Source organism: Erythrobacter sp. 'gip.4 top 5' (genome assembly GCF_056495765.1).
The window spans coordinates 1-14,476 of sequence record NZ_CP200270.1 but is presented as its reverse complement, the minus strand read 5'-3'; the positions used below and the strand labels follow the sequence as shown (position 1 = coordinate 14,476).

The 14,476-nt window shown below is 62.5% G+C and carries 16 protein-coding genes; 7 read left to right on the top strand and 9 right to left on the bottom strand.

The genetic code is table 11. The annotated features are described in order from the left end of the window. Window positions 1-38: 38 nt before the first annotated feature. Window positions 39-1,805: a membrane protein insertase YidC gene (gene yidC / locus ACRANW_RS00080; protein WP_479432561.1), complete on the top strand. Its 1,767-nt coding sequence runs from the start codon at window positions 39-41 to the stop codon at window positions 1,803-1,805. Between the two features lie 4 nt (window positions 1,806-1,809). Further along, complete coding sequence (gene yihA, locus ACRANW_RS00075) at window positions 1,810-2,490, top strand: ribosome biogenesis GTP-binding protein YihA/YsxC (protein WP_479432560.1); 681 nt, start codon at window positions 1,810-1,812, stop codon at window positions 2,488-2,490. 53 nt (window positions 2,491-2,543) lie between these two features. Here the strand turns inward: yihA and ACRANW_RS00070 are convergent, their stop codons facing one another. Together ACRANW_RS00070 and ACRANW_RS00065 are read right to left on the bottom strand one after the other, a co-directional pair. Next, entirely contained in the window at window positions 2,544-3,602 is a 1,059-nt protein-coding gene (locus ACRANW_RS00070) for a fatty acid desaturase (protein ID WP_479432559.1), read from the bottom strand. A gap of 95 nt (window positions 3,603-3,697) precedes the next feature. Next, entirely contained in the window at window positions 3,698-4,117 is a 420-nt protein-coding gene (locus ACRANW_RS00065; protein WP_479432558.1) for a VOC family protein, read from the bottom strand. Between the two features lie 256 nt (window positions 4,118-4,373). Between ACRANW_RS00065 and ACRANW_RS00060 the strand changes: the two genes are divergently transcribed. Further along, window positions 4,374-5,036 (top strand): glutathione S-transferase family protein, encoded by a 663-nt coding sequence (locus ACRANW_RS00060; RefSeq protein WP_479432557.1) that lies wholly within the window; start codon window positions 4,374-4,376, stop codon window positions 5,034-5,036. Then, window positions 5,033-5,929 (top strand): S1/P1 nuclease, encoded by an 897-nt coding sequence (locus tag ACRANW_RS00055; RefSeq protein WP_479432556.1) that lies wholly within the window; start codon window positions 5,033-5,035, stop codon window positions 5,927-5,929. The genes ACRANW_RS00060 and ACRANW_RS00055 overlap by 4 nt, the downstream gene beginning before the upstream one ends. A gap of 62 nt (window positions 5,930-5,991) precedes the next feature. Here ACRANW_RS00055 and ACRANW_RS00050 read toward each other — a convergent pair whose 3' ends face one another. After that, a complete protein-coding gene (locus ACRANW_RS00050) occupies window positions 5,992-6,171 on the bottom strand; it encodes a hypothetical protein (protein WP_479432555.1) in 180 nt (59 codons plus the stop codon). A 28-nt stretch (window positions 6,172-6,199) separates the two neighbouring features. On the opposite strand from ACRANW_RS00050, the gene dapE reads away from it, so the two are divergent. Together dapE and ACRANW_RS00040 are read left to right on the top strand one after the other, a co-directional pair. Further along, window positions 6,200-7,345, top strand: a complete 1,146-nt coding sequence (gene dapE / locus ACRANW_RS00045; RefSeq protein ID WP_479432554.1) for a succinyl-diaminopimelate desuccinylase — start codon at window positions 6,200-6,202, stop codon at window positions 7,343-7,345. Window positions 7,346-7,349: 4 nt separating this feature from the next. Further along, window positions 7,350-8,585: a dicarboxylate/amino acid:cation symporter gene (locus ACRANW_RS00040; protein WP_479432553.1), complete on the top strand. Its 1,236-nt coding sequence runs from the start codon at window positions 7,350-7,352 to the stop codon at window positions 8,583-8,585. A 6-nt stretch (window positions 8,586-8,591) separates the two neighbouring features. On the opposite strand, the gene ACRANW_RS00035 is transcribed toward ACRANW_RS00040, so the two are convergent. From ACRANW_RS00035 to dapB, 3 genes are read right to left on the bottom strand one after another with little or no spacing between them, the layout of a single operon-like run. After that, entirely contained in the window at window positions 8,592-9,005 is a 414-nt protein-coding gene (locus ACRANW_RS00035; RefSeq protein WP_479432552.1) for a hypothetical protein, read from the bottom strand. A 56-nt stretch (window positions 9,006-9,061) separates the two neighbouring features. Further along, the gene (gene nth, locus ACRANW_RS00030; RefSeq protein WP_479432551.1) at window positions 9,062-9,736 is read right to left on the bottom strand and encodes an endonuclease III; all 675 of its coding nucleotides are present in this window, start codon (window positions 9,734-9,736) and stop codon (window positions 9,062-9,064) included. Window positions 9,737-9,748: 12 nt separating this feature from the next. Next, window positions 9,749-10,483 (bottom strand): 4-hydroxy-tetrahydrodipicolinate reductase, encoded by a 735-nt coding sequence (gene dapB / locus ACRANW_RS00025; protein WP_479432550.1) that lies wholly within the window; start codon window positions 10,481-10,483, stop codon window positions 9,749-9,751. A 34-nt stretch (window positions 10,484-10,517) separates the two neighbouring features. On the opposite strand from dapB, the gene ACRANW_RS00020 reads away from it, so the two are divergent. Then, window positions 10,518-11,228: an NAD-dependent deacylase gene (locus ACRANW_RS00020; RefSeq protein ID WP_479432549.1), complete on the top strand. Its 711-nt coding sequence runs from the start codon at window positions 10,518-10,520 to the stop codon at window positions 11,226-11,228. Window positions 11,229-11,314: 86 nt separating this feature from the next. Here ACRANW_RS00020 and ACRANW_RS00015 read toward each other — a convergent pair whose 3' ends face one another. The 3 genes from ACRANW_RS00015 to dnaA form a co-directional block, all read right to left on the bottom strand. After that, the gene (locus ACRANW_RS00015) at window positions 11,315-12,088 is read right to left on the bottom strand and encodes a HesA/MoeB/ThiF family protein (RefSeq protein WP_479432548.1); all 774 of its coding nucleotides are present in this window, start codon (window positions 12,086-12,088) and stop codon (window positions 11,315-11,317) included. Further along, on the bottom strand, window positions 12,085-12,513 hold the full coding sequence (locus ACRANW_RS00010; protein WP_479432547.1) for a DUF983 domain-containing protein: 429 nt from the start codon (window positions 12,511-12,513) through the stop codon (window positions 12,085-12,087). Before ACRANW_RS00010 ends, ACRANW_RS00015 begins: the two co-directional genes overlap by 4 nt. A 111-nt stretch (window positions 12,514-12,624) precedes the next feature. Continuing rightward, a complete protein-coding gene (gene dnaA / locus ACRANW_RS00005; protein WP_479433967.1) occupies window positions 12,625-14,028 on the bottom strand; it encodes a chromosomal replication initiator protein DnaA in 1,404 nt (467 codons plus the stop codon). Window positions 14,029-14,476: the final 448 nt, after the last annotated feature.

Here is a 14,476-nt window from a genome sequence, read left to right as displayed (position 1 = left end):
AACACACCTATCGTTGCATCATCTCAAGGCATCACCACTTGGACAATCGCAATCTTCTGCTCGCTGTCGTGCTTTCGGGCCTGCTCATTCTGGGGTGGGACGTGGGGATGCGCTATTTCTACCCTGAAGCGGCGATTTCGTCGCAGGCCATTCCGACCGATCCGCAAGCTGACGGCACGATTGCCGGCGCCGCGCCGGTAGCGGGTGCCAGCAGCCTTGGTTCAGAAGCGGCCGCGACGCCACGCAAGGTCGATCTGGCGGCCGCGCTGACCAGTCCGAACCGCGTGATGATTGATACGCCGCGCCTCGCCGGCTCGATCAACCTTGTCGGTGCGCGGATCGATGACATCGTGCTCAAGGATTACCGCGAAACGGTGGAGAAGGATTCCGGCCCCGTGCGCCTGTTTGCGCCCGAAGGCACGCCGGGTCAGTATTTTGCGGAATTCGGCTTTGTCAGCGGCGGCGCGCGTCAGCCGTCGAACCTCGTATGGCAGGCCGATGGAACCAAGTTGACCCCGGCCACGCCGGTCACGCTGACCCGCACCGATGCCGCAGGCGTTTCCTATGATATCCGTTTTACCGTTGACGCGAATTACATGATCACCGCCACGCAGACCGTGCGCAATGCCAGCACGGCGGCAGCGGTGGTCCAGCCGTTTGCTTTGATCAAGCGCACCAGCACTAACGCCACGATCGATCAGTTTGTGGCCCACTCCGGCCCGGTCGGCGTGTTCGGCGGTACGCTGTGGGATCCGCATTCCTACGATGAGCTGGCTGAACTGGGCGGCGAAACCCCCGAGGGCGCGACCAGCTGGCTTGGCTTTACCGATCAGTACTGGCTTAGCGCGCTGGTGCCCGGTTCCAGCGCCAATGATGGCAAGGGCAATGTCAAGGTCGACAATGCGGCGTTCCGTTCGCTGGGCGATACGCTGTTCCGTGCTGATCTGCTCTATCCTGCCACCACCATTCCTGCCGGCGGCACGCTGACGCAAGCATCGCGTCTGTACGCCGGTGCCAAGGACAGCCAGATCCTCGATCTTTATGAGGATGCCGGCATCACCTATTTTGGCAAGGCGATCAGTTGGGGCTGGTTCGAGGTTGTCGAAAAGCCGATCCTGTGGCTGCTGCGCACGCTGAATGGCTTGGTTGGCAATTTCGGCGTGGCGATCATTCTGCTCACCGTGGTCATCCGCGGCCTGATGTTCCCGATCGCCCAAAAGGGCTTTGCTTCGATGGCCTCAATGAAGGCCGTTCAGCCCAAAATGAAGGAAATCCAGGAACGCTTCAAGGACGACAAGCCGCGCCAGCAGCAAGAAATCATGAAGCTTTACAAGGATGAAAAGGTCAATCCGCTAGCCGGCTGCCTGCCGATGGTGATCCAGATCCCGGTGTTCTTCGCGCTGTACAAGGTGCTGGTGCTGGCGATCGAGATGCGCCACGAACCCTTCGCGTTGTGGATCCGCGATCTGTCCTCGCCGGACCCTGCGCATATCCTCAACCTGTTCGGAATGCTGCCGTATGAAGTGGTTGGCTTCCTTGCCATCGGCCCGCTGGCGATCCTTCTGGGCATCACGATGTGGCTGACTTTCAAGCTCAACCCGGCGGCAATGGATCCGATCCAGCAGCAGCTGTTTTCGATCATGCCGTGGATCCTGATGTTCGTGATGGCGCCGTTTGCGGCAGGCCTGCTTTTGTACTGGGTCACATCGAACGTCCTCACGCTGGCGCAGCAAAAGTACCTGTATTCCAAGCATCCGCAGCTCAAGGCAGCGACGGCGGCGGCGGAACAGAAGGGTGCGGTGTAGGCACGTGACTGACGAAGACGATTATCTGGCGCGCGAGGAAGCCGCATCGAAGCTCTTTTCAGGGCCGGTGGACTTCCTGCGCTCTGCCCCGCAGCTGCAGTTTCTGCCCGATCCGGTGGTGCCGGAGATTGCGTTTTGCGGGCGCAGCAACGTGGGCAAGTCCTCGCTGCTCAACGCGCTTACCGGCAGGCGTGCAATCGCGCGGGCTTCAGTGACGCCGGGACGCACGCAGGAGCTGAACTTCTTTGATGTGGGCCGCCCAGAGGATGAGGGCGCCTTGCCGCTGTTCCGGCTGGTCGACATGCCGGGCTACGGCTTTGCCAAGGCGCCCATCAAAGTGGTCGACAAGTGGAAGGCGCTGGTCAATTCCTACCTGCGCGGCCGTGCGGTGTTATCGCGTACCTTGGTGCTGGTGGACAGTCGCCACGGGGTCAAAGACGTGGACCGGGTGATGATGACCATGCTCGATGAGGCCGCCGTCGGCTACCGCGTGGTGCTGACCAAGACCGACAAGATCAAGGCCAGCGAACTCGACAAGGTTGCCCAGGCCACTGCCGCCGAAATCCGCAAGCACGTGGCCGCCTATCCCGAATTGCACCTTACCAGCAGCGAGAAGGGCATGGGCATCGCCGCCCTGCGCGCCGCCGTGGTGGCTGACGCGTTGGGCGAAGGCTGGGAAGGCTAGGCGGCCGTCCGGGGAGCAGGCCTCGTTGGCCCGGCGTCCCATGAGCAAACGTCTTAGCCAGCGGCTCGCGCGGCGTCGCGGAAACTCACCAGTTTACGCTGGTCTTCATCCCACAACGTGAGCCACAAGGTGCTCCACGCGCTCGTTGCCGTGAAGCGGTTGAGATCATGCAAGGCAGGATGGTGGTCCAGCACCTCGGGCAGGCGGTAGAACGGGATCCGGCTCGCCAGATGGTGCACATGGTGGATCCCGATATTGCCGGTGAACCAGCGCAGCACAGGGTGCAGATCCAGATGCGAACTGCCATGCAACGCCGCATCGTGGAATGACCAATCCTTGGCGCTGTTCCAATGCGCATCGGGAAACTGGTGCTGCACATAGAACAGCCACACGCCCAATGATGCTGCCGTTAGCAGCACGGGAAGGAACACCAGCGCCGTGATGCCCAAGCCCCAGAAATAGGCGGCGGTCCCCAGCAGCAGCGCGGTGACCAGATTGGTGGCAAGCGCGCTGATCCAGTAGATCGAACCTTCTGTCATCAGGCCGATTGGCAACCGGTGACGCAGCAGAAACAGGTAGGCCGGGCCAAAGCCCAGCAGCACCACGGGGTGGCGATAGAGGCGGTAGAGGAATTGCTGTACCGGCGTGCGGTCGCGGTATTCCGCAACGGTCAGCGTATCCACATCACCAATCCCGCGCGCGTCCAGATTGCCGGTGGCTGCGTGATGCAGCGCGTGCGAACGGCGCCAGCAATCATAGGGGGTCAGCGTAAACACGCCCATCGCCCGGCCAACCCAATCATTGCCGGCCCGCGAGCGCAGAAACGCGCCATGGCCGCAATCGTGCTGGATGATGAACAATCGCAGCAGGAACAGGCCGGCCAGCGGCGTCGCCGCCAGCACCCAGACATGGCCTGCACTGACCGCACTGCCAATCAGGGCAAACAGGGCAAGGAAGGGGATCAGCGTGATGGCAAGCTCCCATCCGCTGCGCACAGGCTGCGGATCGCGGAAAGCCTGCAAATCGCGCATCAGCCGGCGGGGATCGATCGGCGTTGTGGCCGTGCTTTGGAAACCGTCAATGAAGGTTTGCTGGTGTTGAGGTGCATTCACGCTTTGACAGCTAATTGGCTCCGACGGGTTTGTCACGCGCGATTGCAGATTGTTGGGAATTGGTCGCCAAACACCGGCGAAGGCGCAGCGGCCGGTCAGGTCGCGAACAGCTTGCCCATGTCGGCAAAGGCTTTGAACTCCAGCGCGTTGCCAGCGGGATCGCGCAGGAACATGGTGGCCTGTTCGCCCGGCTGGCCTTTGAACCGGATGGTCGGTTCGATCACGAAATCTGCGCCGCTTTCACAAAAGCGGGCGGCCAGTGCGTCCCACTGTTCCATACCCAGCACCAACCCGAAATGCGGCACCGGAACGCCGTGCCCATCGACATGATTGTTTGCGCGGTCGCCGGCCTGTCCCGGCGCGAGGTGCGCGACGATCTGGTGGCCGTGGAAGTCGAAATCGATCCATTCGTCGCTCGATCGTCCTTCGGCGCAGCCCATCACCTCGCCGTAAAACGCGCGCGCAGCGGCCAGATCATCAACCGGGAAAGCGAGGTGAAACGGAGGAAGGTTCATGATGGACATATAACGCCCAACACCCAGGCTGAGAAAGGATTTTCCTACGCCGGGCCAATTTGCCAGCACTGCGGGCGCCATGCCACGCCGTATCTCCCGCGCCGAGTTCGATGCCATGGTGGCGCGCTTTTGCCGTACGCCAGTTTCAAACCCTGAACAGTGTCTCATGTGTCTCACTGTTCAGCGTCGACACCGCCGGGATGAACGCCTAGGGCGGCTTGCGAAAAGCGGTCCCGGCAAGGTGGAGCAGGCGGACATGAAAATCATCATCGGCAACAAGAACTATTCCAGCTGGAGCCTGCGCGGCTGGCTCGCAGTCAAGCAATCGGGCCTGCATTTTGACGAATTGACCGTTCCGATCATGGGAGAGGAATGGGATCGGCTAAAGCAGGACATGGGCGAAGTGCAGCCGTCCAGCGGCAAGGTTCCGATCCTGTGGGATGGCGATGCGGTGGTGTGGGACAGCCTGGCCATTCTCGATTATTGTGCCGACAAGGTTGGGCGCGAGCGGTTCTGGCCCAAGGATAATGCCGCGCGCGCGATGGCGCGGGCGATGGTGGCGGAAATGCACTCGGGCTACCTTGCGCTGCGGCGCGAACTGCCGATGAACATTCGTCGCCGCATGGAACTGCCGGGGCTTTCGGATCAGACCCAGCACGACATTGTCCGCATCCTGACGCTGTGGGCCGAAGCCCGCGCCCGCCATGGCCGTGCCGGGCCCTATCTGTTTGGCACCTTTGGCGCGGCGGACATCTTCTATGCGCCCGTGGTCACGCGGTTCGTAACCTACGGCATTGGCGTTCCCGGCTTTGCCCAGGCCTATATGGAGGCGATCCTCGAACATGACTGGATGCGGGAATGGACCGATGCCGCAAGCGAAGAGGAATGGGTGATCGAACAGTACGAGACGCTGGCATGACGCGTTTGATCGCCATGCTGGCCGCGCTGATGACGCTGGCCTTGGCGCTCGCATCAACGCCCGCGCACGCCTGGGGCTTTTTCGCGCATCGCCAGACCGCCGCGATTGCCGAGGCCAATGTCACGCCAGAGGTCCGCGCCAAGATTCGCGCGCTGCTGGCCAAGGAAAAGGCATTGGGCACGCCCGATTGCCCGCTCACAACGCTGGAGGATGCCGCCGTGTGGGCCGATTGCGTGCGGGGCGAAGGCTGGCGCTGGGGCTTCACTGCGGCCTGGCATTATCGCACCGCGCCGATCTGTCAGGCATTCAACCCGCGCGCCAATTGTTCGGGCGGCGCCTGCGTCACCGCGCAGGTCACCCGCGCGCACCGCGTTCTGGCGGACGAGAGCCTGCCCGCTGCGATCCGGTTGGAGGCGTTGGCTTTCATGGTCCACTTTGCCGGCGATGTGCACATGCCGTTGCATTCAGGCGACAACGAGGATCGCGGCGGCAACGACCGCGAGGCCGATTACGGGATTCGGCCAGGCTACAACCTGCATTCCATCTGGGATGGCCCGCTGGCTGAACGCGCCATCACCGATCCCGCCGATCCGGTGGTACGGCGCTACGCGCCCGCCGAACGCGCCGATCTGGGCGGCGGCGGCCCGGACGACTGGGGCCGCGAAAGCTGGGAAATTGCGCGCGACTTCATCTATCCCACCGCCTTTGACACCGATGATGTCTGCGCCGCGCCGCTGCCGGACAAGACGACGCTGAGCCAGGATGACATTGCGCGCGGTGTGCCGATTGCCAAGCGGCGGGTGCAGCAGGCCGGGGTGCGGATTGCCGATCTTCTCACCAGCGCCTTTGCGCCGGGGCCGTTGGTGGTGCCGGAGCCCGATCGGCAACGCTAGGGCGGGCGCTGATCGCGATGAAGGTGCAAGGCGTGTCCGAACGGTTGTGCAGGTGATGGCCATTAACTTCGCCCGCCGAGAAGGCCCCCGGCAACAGCGTGGATGTAGCCCGTTGCCATCAGCGTCAGCCCCGCTGCCGGTTCAAGGCGGCGATACCTGCGCCTTTCGACTGCTGTGTCAAAGGGCGCGGGATAACCGGTCGCATCGGTCTGGGGGATCGCCTCACAATCGCGCTTGGGCATCGCCGGAAACTCCTGCTAGGCATGCAGGATGATCGACCCGCTCGACCTTGCCACGCGCCTGATTTCCGCGCCTAGCGTGACGCCTGCGACAGGCGCCGTGTTCGATGAACTCGAAGCGATGCTGACGCCGCTCGGCTTTGCCGTGCACCGCTTCACACGCGGTGAAGGGCCTGAGGGAAGCGACGAGGCACCGGTTGAAAACCTGTTCGCCATCCGCCAAGGTCCGGCTGGTTCTCGCCATTTCGCCTTTGCCGGGCATCTTGACGTGGTCCCGCCGGGCGAAGGCTGGCTTTCCGATCCCTTTACACCGCAGGTGCGCGGTGACCTTCTGCACGGGCGCGGGGCGGTCGACATGAAGGGCGCAATTGCCGCGATGGTGGCTGCGGTGGCTGAGGTCCCTGCCGAAGCGGGCACGATCAGCTTCATCATCACCGGAGATGAGGAAGGCCCCGCACTCCACGGCACCCGCGCGCTGATCGAATACATGGCGGCAAACGGCCATGAGCCCGATCTGTGTCTGGTGGGTGAACCCACCAGTGTCGCCCGGTTGGGCGATATGGTGAAGATCGGGCGGCGCGGTTCGGTCAATATCTTCATCGAAGTCCAAGGAACCCAGGGCCACGTCGCCTATCCGCATCTGGCCGACAATCCGTTGCCCAAGTTGGTCGCGATCCTTTCGGAATTGGACGCGCTGACGCTGGATACCGGGACCAAATGGTTTCAGCCCTCCAATCTCGAAATCACCGACATCACTGTAGGCAACCGCGCACACAACGTGATCCCCGCTGCGGGCCAGGCGCGCATCTCGATCCGCTTCAACGATCTGCATACTGGCCACAGCCTGTCCGAACGGGTCATGGCGATTGCCGAAACGCACGGCGGGCGCGCGCGCCCGGTAATCTCAGGCGAGCCGTTCCTGACCGAGCCGGGCGCTTTTTCCAAATTGGTAGCAACGGCCGTTGAGGCCGAAACCGGCATTGCGCCCGAACTCAGCACCACCGGCGGCACGTCCGATGCACGCTTTTTGCGTGAGCTATGCCCGGTGATCGAATTCGGTCTGTGCAACGCAACCATGCATAAGCGCGACGAAGCCGCGGCAATCCCCGATCTTGCCGCGCTTGCCCGCATCTACACCCGCATCGCCGTGCAAGCACTGGCACTGGACAAAGGATAACGAATTGGGCGTTTGGCTGCGCATTCCTCTATGGCAGCGCGTCATCGCCGCGTTGATCCTTGGCATCATCGTCGGACGGTTGTGGGGGCCGGAGGCGGAAAGCATCAAGATCTTCGGCGATATCTTCGTCGCTTTTATCAAGATGTTGGTGGTGCCGCTGATTTTCTTCAGCCTTGTCGCTGGCGTCGCCAGTATTGGTGATTTGAGAAAGCTGGGGTCTGTCGGCTGGCGGGCGATGCTCATCTTTGTGGTGACCGGACAGATGTCGGTCTGGCTTGGTCTGACCCTTGGCACCTTCATCGCGCCGGGTTTGGGTGTCGATACCTCGGCGCTCACCTTGGGCGCAGCGCCCGAACCCACCGAGACCAGCTGGCGCGAAATGGTGCTGGGCATGATTCCGCAAAGCCCGGTTCAGGTGATGGCGGACGTCAACGTGCTGCCGCTGATCGTGTTTTCGATGCTGGTCGGGATCGGCATCTTGATGGCGCAGGAAGAAGGCGAGCCCGCTCTCAAGATTTTCGAAAGCGGAAGCGTGGTGATGCAGAAAGTCACCATGATCGTGATGGAACTGACCCCGTTCGGCGTCTTTGCGCTGATGGCGTGGGTGGCAGGCACGCTGGGCTTTGATGCGCTCGCCGCGCTCGGCAAGCTGGTGTTCCTGAACTATTTTGGCTGCTTCCTCATCATCGCGCTCATCTATGGTGGGATGATCAAGTTTATTGCGCGCCTGCCGGTGATCGGCTTCTTTCGCGGCATGGTGGATGCGATTGCGGTGAGTTATTCCACCGCTAGCTCCAACGCGACGCTTCCGGTCACGCTGCGCTGTGCAGAGCGTAACCTTGGCGTGTCGCGCTCGGTCGCCAGCTTCGTCATCAGTCTTGGTGCGACGGTGAACATGAACGGCACCGCGATGTATCTGGGCCTGGCCACGCTGTTTGGCGCGCAGATCTTCGGGGTGGATCTGAGCTGGGGTGATTACGGCATGATCGCGCTGCTGGGCACGTTGGGCGCAGTGGGTGCGGCCGGCATTCCGGGTGCGGGCCTCATTATGATGGCGCTGGTGTTCAGCGCGGTGAACGTGCCGCTGGAAACCATTGCCTTTGTGGCCGGGGTCGACCGGATCATGGACATGATGCGCACCACCACCAACATCACCGGCGATGCGGCCGTGGCGGTGACCGTGGCGAGCCTGACGGGTGAGCTTGACCGGGCCGAACTGATCAGCGCCGACGACATTTAAGCGGCGCTATTCCTTCACATATTCCACCGGTACGAACTCACCCAACGAACAGCCAGCCCCGCGCCGCGGTACGCCGCCGATGTTTTGCAAGGTGTAGATGATCTGCTGCGTGCAGAGCTGGTTGATCGATGTGTCATAAGTGATGGCTCGGTCCCAGCCCAGGCCCGGGCAGCGGTTTGGCAGGGTGCTACGATAGACCTTGGTGCCGTTCATTTCGAAATCGATCACCCGGTCGCTGCGCACCACGGTCTGGCGCACCTGCGAGCGATCAATGCAATTTTGTCCCGGTCCGGACACCGTGGCCTCAGGCGCGGCTGCGATGGCCGCAGCGGCGCGGGTGACGTCCGCCGCAGGATCGTTCGGCGCACAGGCAGCCAGAACGAGGGGCAGGGAGGCTAGGGCAAGGAAGCGCGCGGTCATGGCATGTCCTTCCACAAGGGATGCTGGTATCATCGCCGGCGCGTTTGAACAGCGCCTTAATCCGGGACAGTTTCCGGCGATGCCCGCCCCTTGGGTGGCGCCATCACTTTCTTGCGGAAAGAACACAGATCGGCAACCTGGCAGCGCCAGCATTCCGGCGTGCGCGCCTTGCAGACATAGCGGCCGTGCAGGATCATCCAGTGATGCGAATCGCGCCGAAACGGGGCGGGAACCCGATTTTCCAGCTTGGCTTCGACATGATCCGGGGTCTTGCCCTTGGCCATGCCCGTGCGATTGCCGACGCGGAAGATATGCGTATCGACTGCAAAGGTTTCCTGCCCGAACCAGCAATTGAGCACCACGTTGGCCGTTTTTCGCCCGACGCCGGGAAGCTGTACCAGCGCTTCGCGGGTTTCGGGCACTTCGCCACCGTGTTGGTCCACGAGGATCTGCGAGAGCGCGATCACGTTCTTGGCCTTGGAATTGAACAACCCGATGGTTCTGATATGCGCCTTCAGCCCTGCCTCACCCAGATCGAGCATTTGCTGGGGGTTGCTGACCTTGCCGAACAGCGCGCGGGTGGCCTTGTTCACGCCGACGTCAGTGGCCTGCGCCGACAGCGCGACTGCAACGAGCAGCTGATAGGCATTGCCATATTCCAGCTCAGTCTGGGGTGCGGGGTTGTTTTCGGCCAGACGGCGGAAGAACTCGAAGATCTGATCCTTGGTCATATCAGCGGCGTATCACAGGCCCAGCACGTCGTTCATCGAGTAGCGCCCAGGCTCCTGGCCGACCAACCATTCCCCCGCCCGCACTGCCCCGCGGGCAAAGATCATGCGGTTTTCGGCCGAGTGGGCGATCGTCAGGCGCTCTTCGCTTCCTGCGAAGATCACTGAATGCTCGCCCGCCACGGTGCCACCGCGCAAGGTCGCAAAGCCGATCGCGCCGTGGCCCCTTGCGCCGGTCATGCCGTGCCGCCCGCTTTCCATGTTGTCGGCCAGCGCGATTCCACGCGCCTCAGCCGCCGCTTCGCCCAGCAGCTTGGCGGTGCCCGATGGCGCGTCGACCTTCATACGGTGGTGCATCTCCAGCACCTCGATATCCCAGTCCGGCCCCAGCCGCGCCGCCGCCTCGCGTACCAGATGCGCCATCAGCGTCACACCGAGTGAGAAGTTGCCTGATTGCAGCACCGGCACGGCGCGCGCGGCGTCGGCCAGCATCACGAAATGCGGGTCATCTAGGCCCGTCGTGCCGACCACGATGGGCTTGCCCGCCGCCTGCGCTGCGCCAAGATTGGCGGCCAAGGCATTGGGCGCGGAGAAATCCACCAGCACATCGCATTGGCTGGCGTGCGCAGCGATGTTGCCTCCGGCATCAATGCCCACGCACAGGATGTGGCCCGCGCCCGCAATCGCATCCTCCAGCGCCCGTCCCATCCGGCCCTTGTGCCCGATCACCCCAAATTGCAGCTGTGCCATTGCCTCGCCTCTGCCGAATATGCTTGAAGGCCTCATGGCAGAGTTCAAACGCATCGTCATCCTCACCGGCGCAGGCATTTCGGCCGAGAGCGGCATTGACACCTTTCGCGCCGCTGAGGGCCTGTGGGAACAGCACCGGGTGGAGGATGTCGCCACGCCCGAAGGCTTTGCCCGTAATCCCGATCTGGTTCTCAGCTTTTATGACAAGCGCCGCGCGGCGCTCGCCGCGGCGATGCCGAACCCGGCGCATTTGGCGCTTGCGCGGTTGGAGAGGGCGTTTGCCGGCGATCTGTTGGTGGTGACCCAGAATGTGGACGATCTGCACGAGCGCGGCGGCAGCGCCCGCGTGTTGCACATGCATGGGCAATTGCAGTCTGCGCTGTGTAGTTCCTGCGAGATGCGGGTCCGATGGGACACCGCAATGCTCGATCGCCCCGCCTGCCCGGTCTGTCAGGCGCGAAGTCTTAGACCCGACATCGTCTGGTTTGGCGAGATGCCCTACGAGATGGAGCGAATTTATGCGGCGCTCGAAACGTGCGACCTGTTCGTCAGCATCGGCACATCGGGCGCGGTCTATCCTGCTGCGGGCTTCGTGCAGGAGGCCAGAGCCTCAGGGGCACGGACGCTCGAGCTGAATCTCGAGCCAAGCGAAGGCTCCCGCCTGTTCCATGAAAGCCGCCTCGGCCCGGCAAGCGAGTTGGTGCCGGCTTGGGTTGATGACGTGCTGAGCGGCGCGGGGGCGTAGGGGTGGGATATTTAGGCGCGGGCGAATGGCACCGCACGTCTGCATCAGGTGCGGCCCGCGTTCAGGGACTTCACAATGCCGTAGGGTTACGCGTTTGACCCGCACGCCTTGCAAGTCTGATCCTTCGCGATGCGGATTGTGCGCAAGCCCGGTTCCAGGCCATCCATGATGTGAAGCCTACCCCAGCCCGGTTGGCCCAAGGTGCTCACGCCGCCCAGCAGCACTTTCACCGCCTGAAGCGCAGCAAAGGTGCCCGCCCATCCGGCCATCGCGCCCAGCATCCCGTCATCGGCGCAGGTATCGCAATCTTCAGCGTCGAAGGCGTCGCCCACGAAGCAGCGATAGCACGCCTGGTCGGGCAGATGGCCGGCAAAGGCGCCGACCTGTCCCTGAAAGCGCCCTACTGCGGCTGAAAGCAGCGGGATACCTGCGCCAACGCAGGCGTCTGATACGGCGAGCCGGGTCGCAAAATTGTCCGTGCCGTCGAGCACCAGATCGCATCCTGCGATCAGACCTGCAACATTATCAGCCGTGATCCGCGCATCGGATACGTCAACCGTCAACGAATCATCGAAGTTGGCGAGCCAGCGGCGGGCGGAAACCGCCTTACCATGGCCAACATCGCGGATCGTGAAGATCGTCTGGCGCTGGAGATTGGACAGATCGACTACGTCATTATCGACCAGCGTGAGCCGCCCGATCCCGCTTGCAGCGAGGTATTGCAGCGCGGGGCTGCCGATCCCGCCAAGCCCCATGATCGCCACCTGTGCTTGGGACAGGCGCACTTGCCCCGCACCGCCGACTTCCGGCAGAACGATATGCCGGGCAAACCGATCAAGCCGGGCAGAAGACAACGTCACTCGGGATCCTTGGGCGCCACGCTGCGCCGCTCCTGCCGGAAAGCGCCGATGCCGTTCCACCACAGAAAGCCGATCACCGCGCCCTTGACCGGCTGCAGCGTGACCAGCAGCAACACCACCGCCACCGGCAAGATGATCGCCAGCGTAAGCCATGCGGAAAGCCCAAAGGTGCCGATCATCGCGATCACGACCGGCGCGAGCAGGTGGCCGACTACGAAGATGCCGATATAGGCGGGAAAATCATCGGCCTGTTGGACCGACCAGTCCTGCCGGCAATGCGCGCAGTGTTCCACTGGTTTCAGCCATTTGCGAAACAGCCCGGTTTGTGCGCAGCGCGGACACCGGCCCGTGAGGCCGCGCACCAGAGCCGTCAGTCCCGCGGAAGGCAGATCGATCCGGTCGGAAGAAAGCGGGGTGGATGGCATGGAAAGGCTGTTTACACCCTGTGGAACACCTGTCGACAGATCTGTGGAAAGGCCTGTCGTAAAGGTGGTGCAAAGCTGATGGAAATCCTGGGCGCAAACGCCTTGGGCCGATCAGCTTTCCAGTTGGCGCAACAGGCTGCGCACATCGCCGTCCATGTCGGCATCGCGCTGGCGCAGATCCTCGATCAGACGCACCGCGTGGATCACGGTGGAGTGATCGCGCCCGCCGAACTTGCGCCCGATTTCAGGATAACTGCGCGGGGTCAGCACCTTGGACAGATACATCGCCACCTGCCGCGGGCGGACCACGGCGCGCGCGCGGCGCTTGCTGCTCATTTCCGACCGGTCGATTCGGTAAAACTGGCAAACCGTGCGCTGGATCTCGTCGATGGTGATGCGCCGGCGATTGGCTGACAGAATATCGGTGAGCTGCTCTTCGGCCAGCTGGAGCGAAACCTCCTGCCCGGTCAGCTGGGCATAGGCGATCAGCTTGTTTAGGCCGCCCACCAATTCGCGCACATTGCGGGTGATGGTGCGGGCCAGGAACTCGACCACGTCTGCTGGCACGCTGAGCGGCGCAAAGCGGGTAAGCTTGGAGACAAGGATCTTCTTGCGCAGCTCGATATCGGCGGGCTGGATGTCGGCAACCAGACCCATTGACAGGCGGCTGAGCAGGCGCGGCTCTACACCGTCCAGCGCCTGCGGGGCGCGGTCGGCGGCAAAGACGAGGCGCTTGCCCTCGGCCAGCAGCGCGTCAATCGTGTAGAGCAGTTCTTCCTGTGCGCTCGCCTTGCCGATGATGAACTGGATGTCGTCCACCAACAGCAGATCGAAACTGCGCAGCCGCGCCTTGAATTCGATCGTCTGGCTAGACTTCAGCGCCTGCACGAACTCGACCATGAAGCGTTCGGCCGAACAGTAGAAGATCCGCGCGCGCGGGTGGGTCTGTAAATAGGTGTGGCCGATGGCGTGCATCAGATGTGTCTTGCCCTGGCCGGTAGCGGCCTTGAGATAGAGCGGCGAGAATTGCGGCTGCTCCAGCGCAGCCATGCGCTGCGCTGCGTTGCACGCAAGAATGTTCGCCTCACCAGTGACGAAGGCGGCGAAGGTCAGCGATGCATCAAGGCCCACTGATGAGGTGAAGCTCGCTTCGCCCATGGCGCCGACGGCCATTGCAATGGCGCTGGCGCCGTCATTGGCAGCACGGCGGCCATCATCAAGACGGATGTCAGGCAGTTGACGGCGTCCGGGATGGACCACGATGTTGATCTTGCGCACTTCGCTGCGGGCGATGCTCCAGGCCAACTGAAGACGGTCGTGAAACCGGTCGCGTACCCAGGTCGCGGAAAACTCTGTCGGGAGGTAAAGATCAAGTGCGCCGCTTTCGCGGTTGAGCGAGCCAAGCTGGATGGGCTTGATCCACTGGCTGTGAAGCTGGTGTCCCAGATCCTTGCGGAGACCCTGGCTAATATCGGACCAATCGGCGGCAAGATTCACAGCTTCGGAATCTTCCATCAGATGCTCATCGGCCTGGCGGCCGCCCGTCCGCGCTTTGTCAGTTTTGTGCACAAGATCTTCCCCAATTCACTCACGGCCTGTCGAACCGGATGGTTTGCAGACTCATATTCATCCGATGCAGCAGACAGCAGTTCTCCCGCCCGGAATCGCAACTCCGGGGGACCTCCCTGTCGGCAAGTTCGTAAAGTCACACCGGACTGTCCCGTGCCGGGTGAGAACGATGTAAAGAACGCCGAGGCCCTTTGCGCAAGCGCGGACTTTTAAAAAAAGTGAAATAATCCGATTGACTCGCCCCTGACCCGCAGGCTTGCGTTGAAGTCATTGATTGGCAATGAAAACGCCGGTTTTTGCGACGCGAATCGCGGAAAATCCTGACATTTATGCGGCACACCATTGTCGCATTTGTTGCAAACAAAACGGGCCGCGCTCGTGGAGCGCGGCCCGT

Coding starts and splice junctions, on each gene's coding strand:
- nth (WP_479432551.1), bottom strand. CDS start 9,736: ATGACCAAGGATCAGATCTTCGAGTTCTTCCGCCGTCTGGCCGAAAAC.
- ACRANW_RS00010 (WP_479432547.1), bottom strand. CDS start 12,513: ATGCCATCCACCCCGCTTTCTTCCGACCGGATCGATCTGCCTTCCGCG.
- dnaA (WP_479433967.1), bottom strand. CDS start 14,028: ATGGAAGATTCCGAAGCTGTGAATCTTGCCGCCGATTGGTCCGATATT.
- ACRANW_RS00020 (WP_479432549.1), top strand. CDS start 10,518: ATGGCAGAGTTCAAACGCATCGTCATCCTCACCGGCGCAGGCATTTCG.
- ACRANW_RS00050 (WP_479432555.1), bottom strand. CDS start 6,171: ATGCCCAAGCGCGATTGTGAGGCGATCCCCCAGACCGATGCGACCGGT.
- ACRANW_RS00035 (WP_479432552.1), bottom strand. CDS start 9,005: ATGACCGCGCGCTTCCTTGCCCTAGCCTCCCTGCCCCTCGTTCTGGCT.
- dapE (WP_479432554.1), top strand. CDS start 6,200: ATGATCGACCCGCTCGACCTTGCCACGCGCCTGATTTCCGCGCCTAGC.
- dapB (WP_479432550.1), bottom strand. CDS start 10,483: ATGGCACAGCTGCAATTTGGGGTGATCGGGCACAAGGGCCGGATGGGA.
- ACRANW_RS00065 (WP_479432558.1), bottom strand. CDS start 4,117: ATGAACCTTCCTCCGTTTCACCTCGCTTTCCCGGTTGATGATCTGGCC.
- ACRANW_RS00055 (WP_479432556.1), top strand. CDS start 5,033: ATGACGCGTTTGATCGCCATGCTGGCCGCGCTGATGACGCTGGCCTTG.
- ACRANW_RS00060 (WP_479432557.1), top strand. CDS start 4,374: ATGAAAATCATCATCGGCAACAAGAACTATTCCAGCTGGAGCCTGCGC.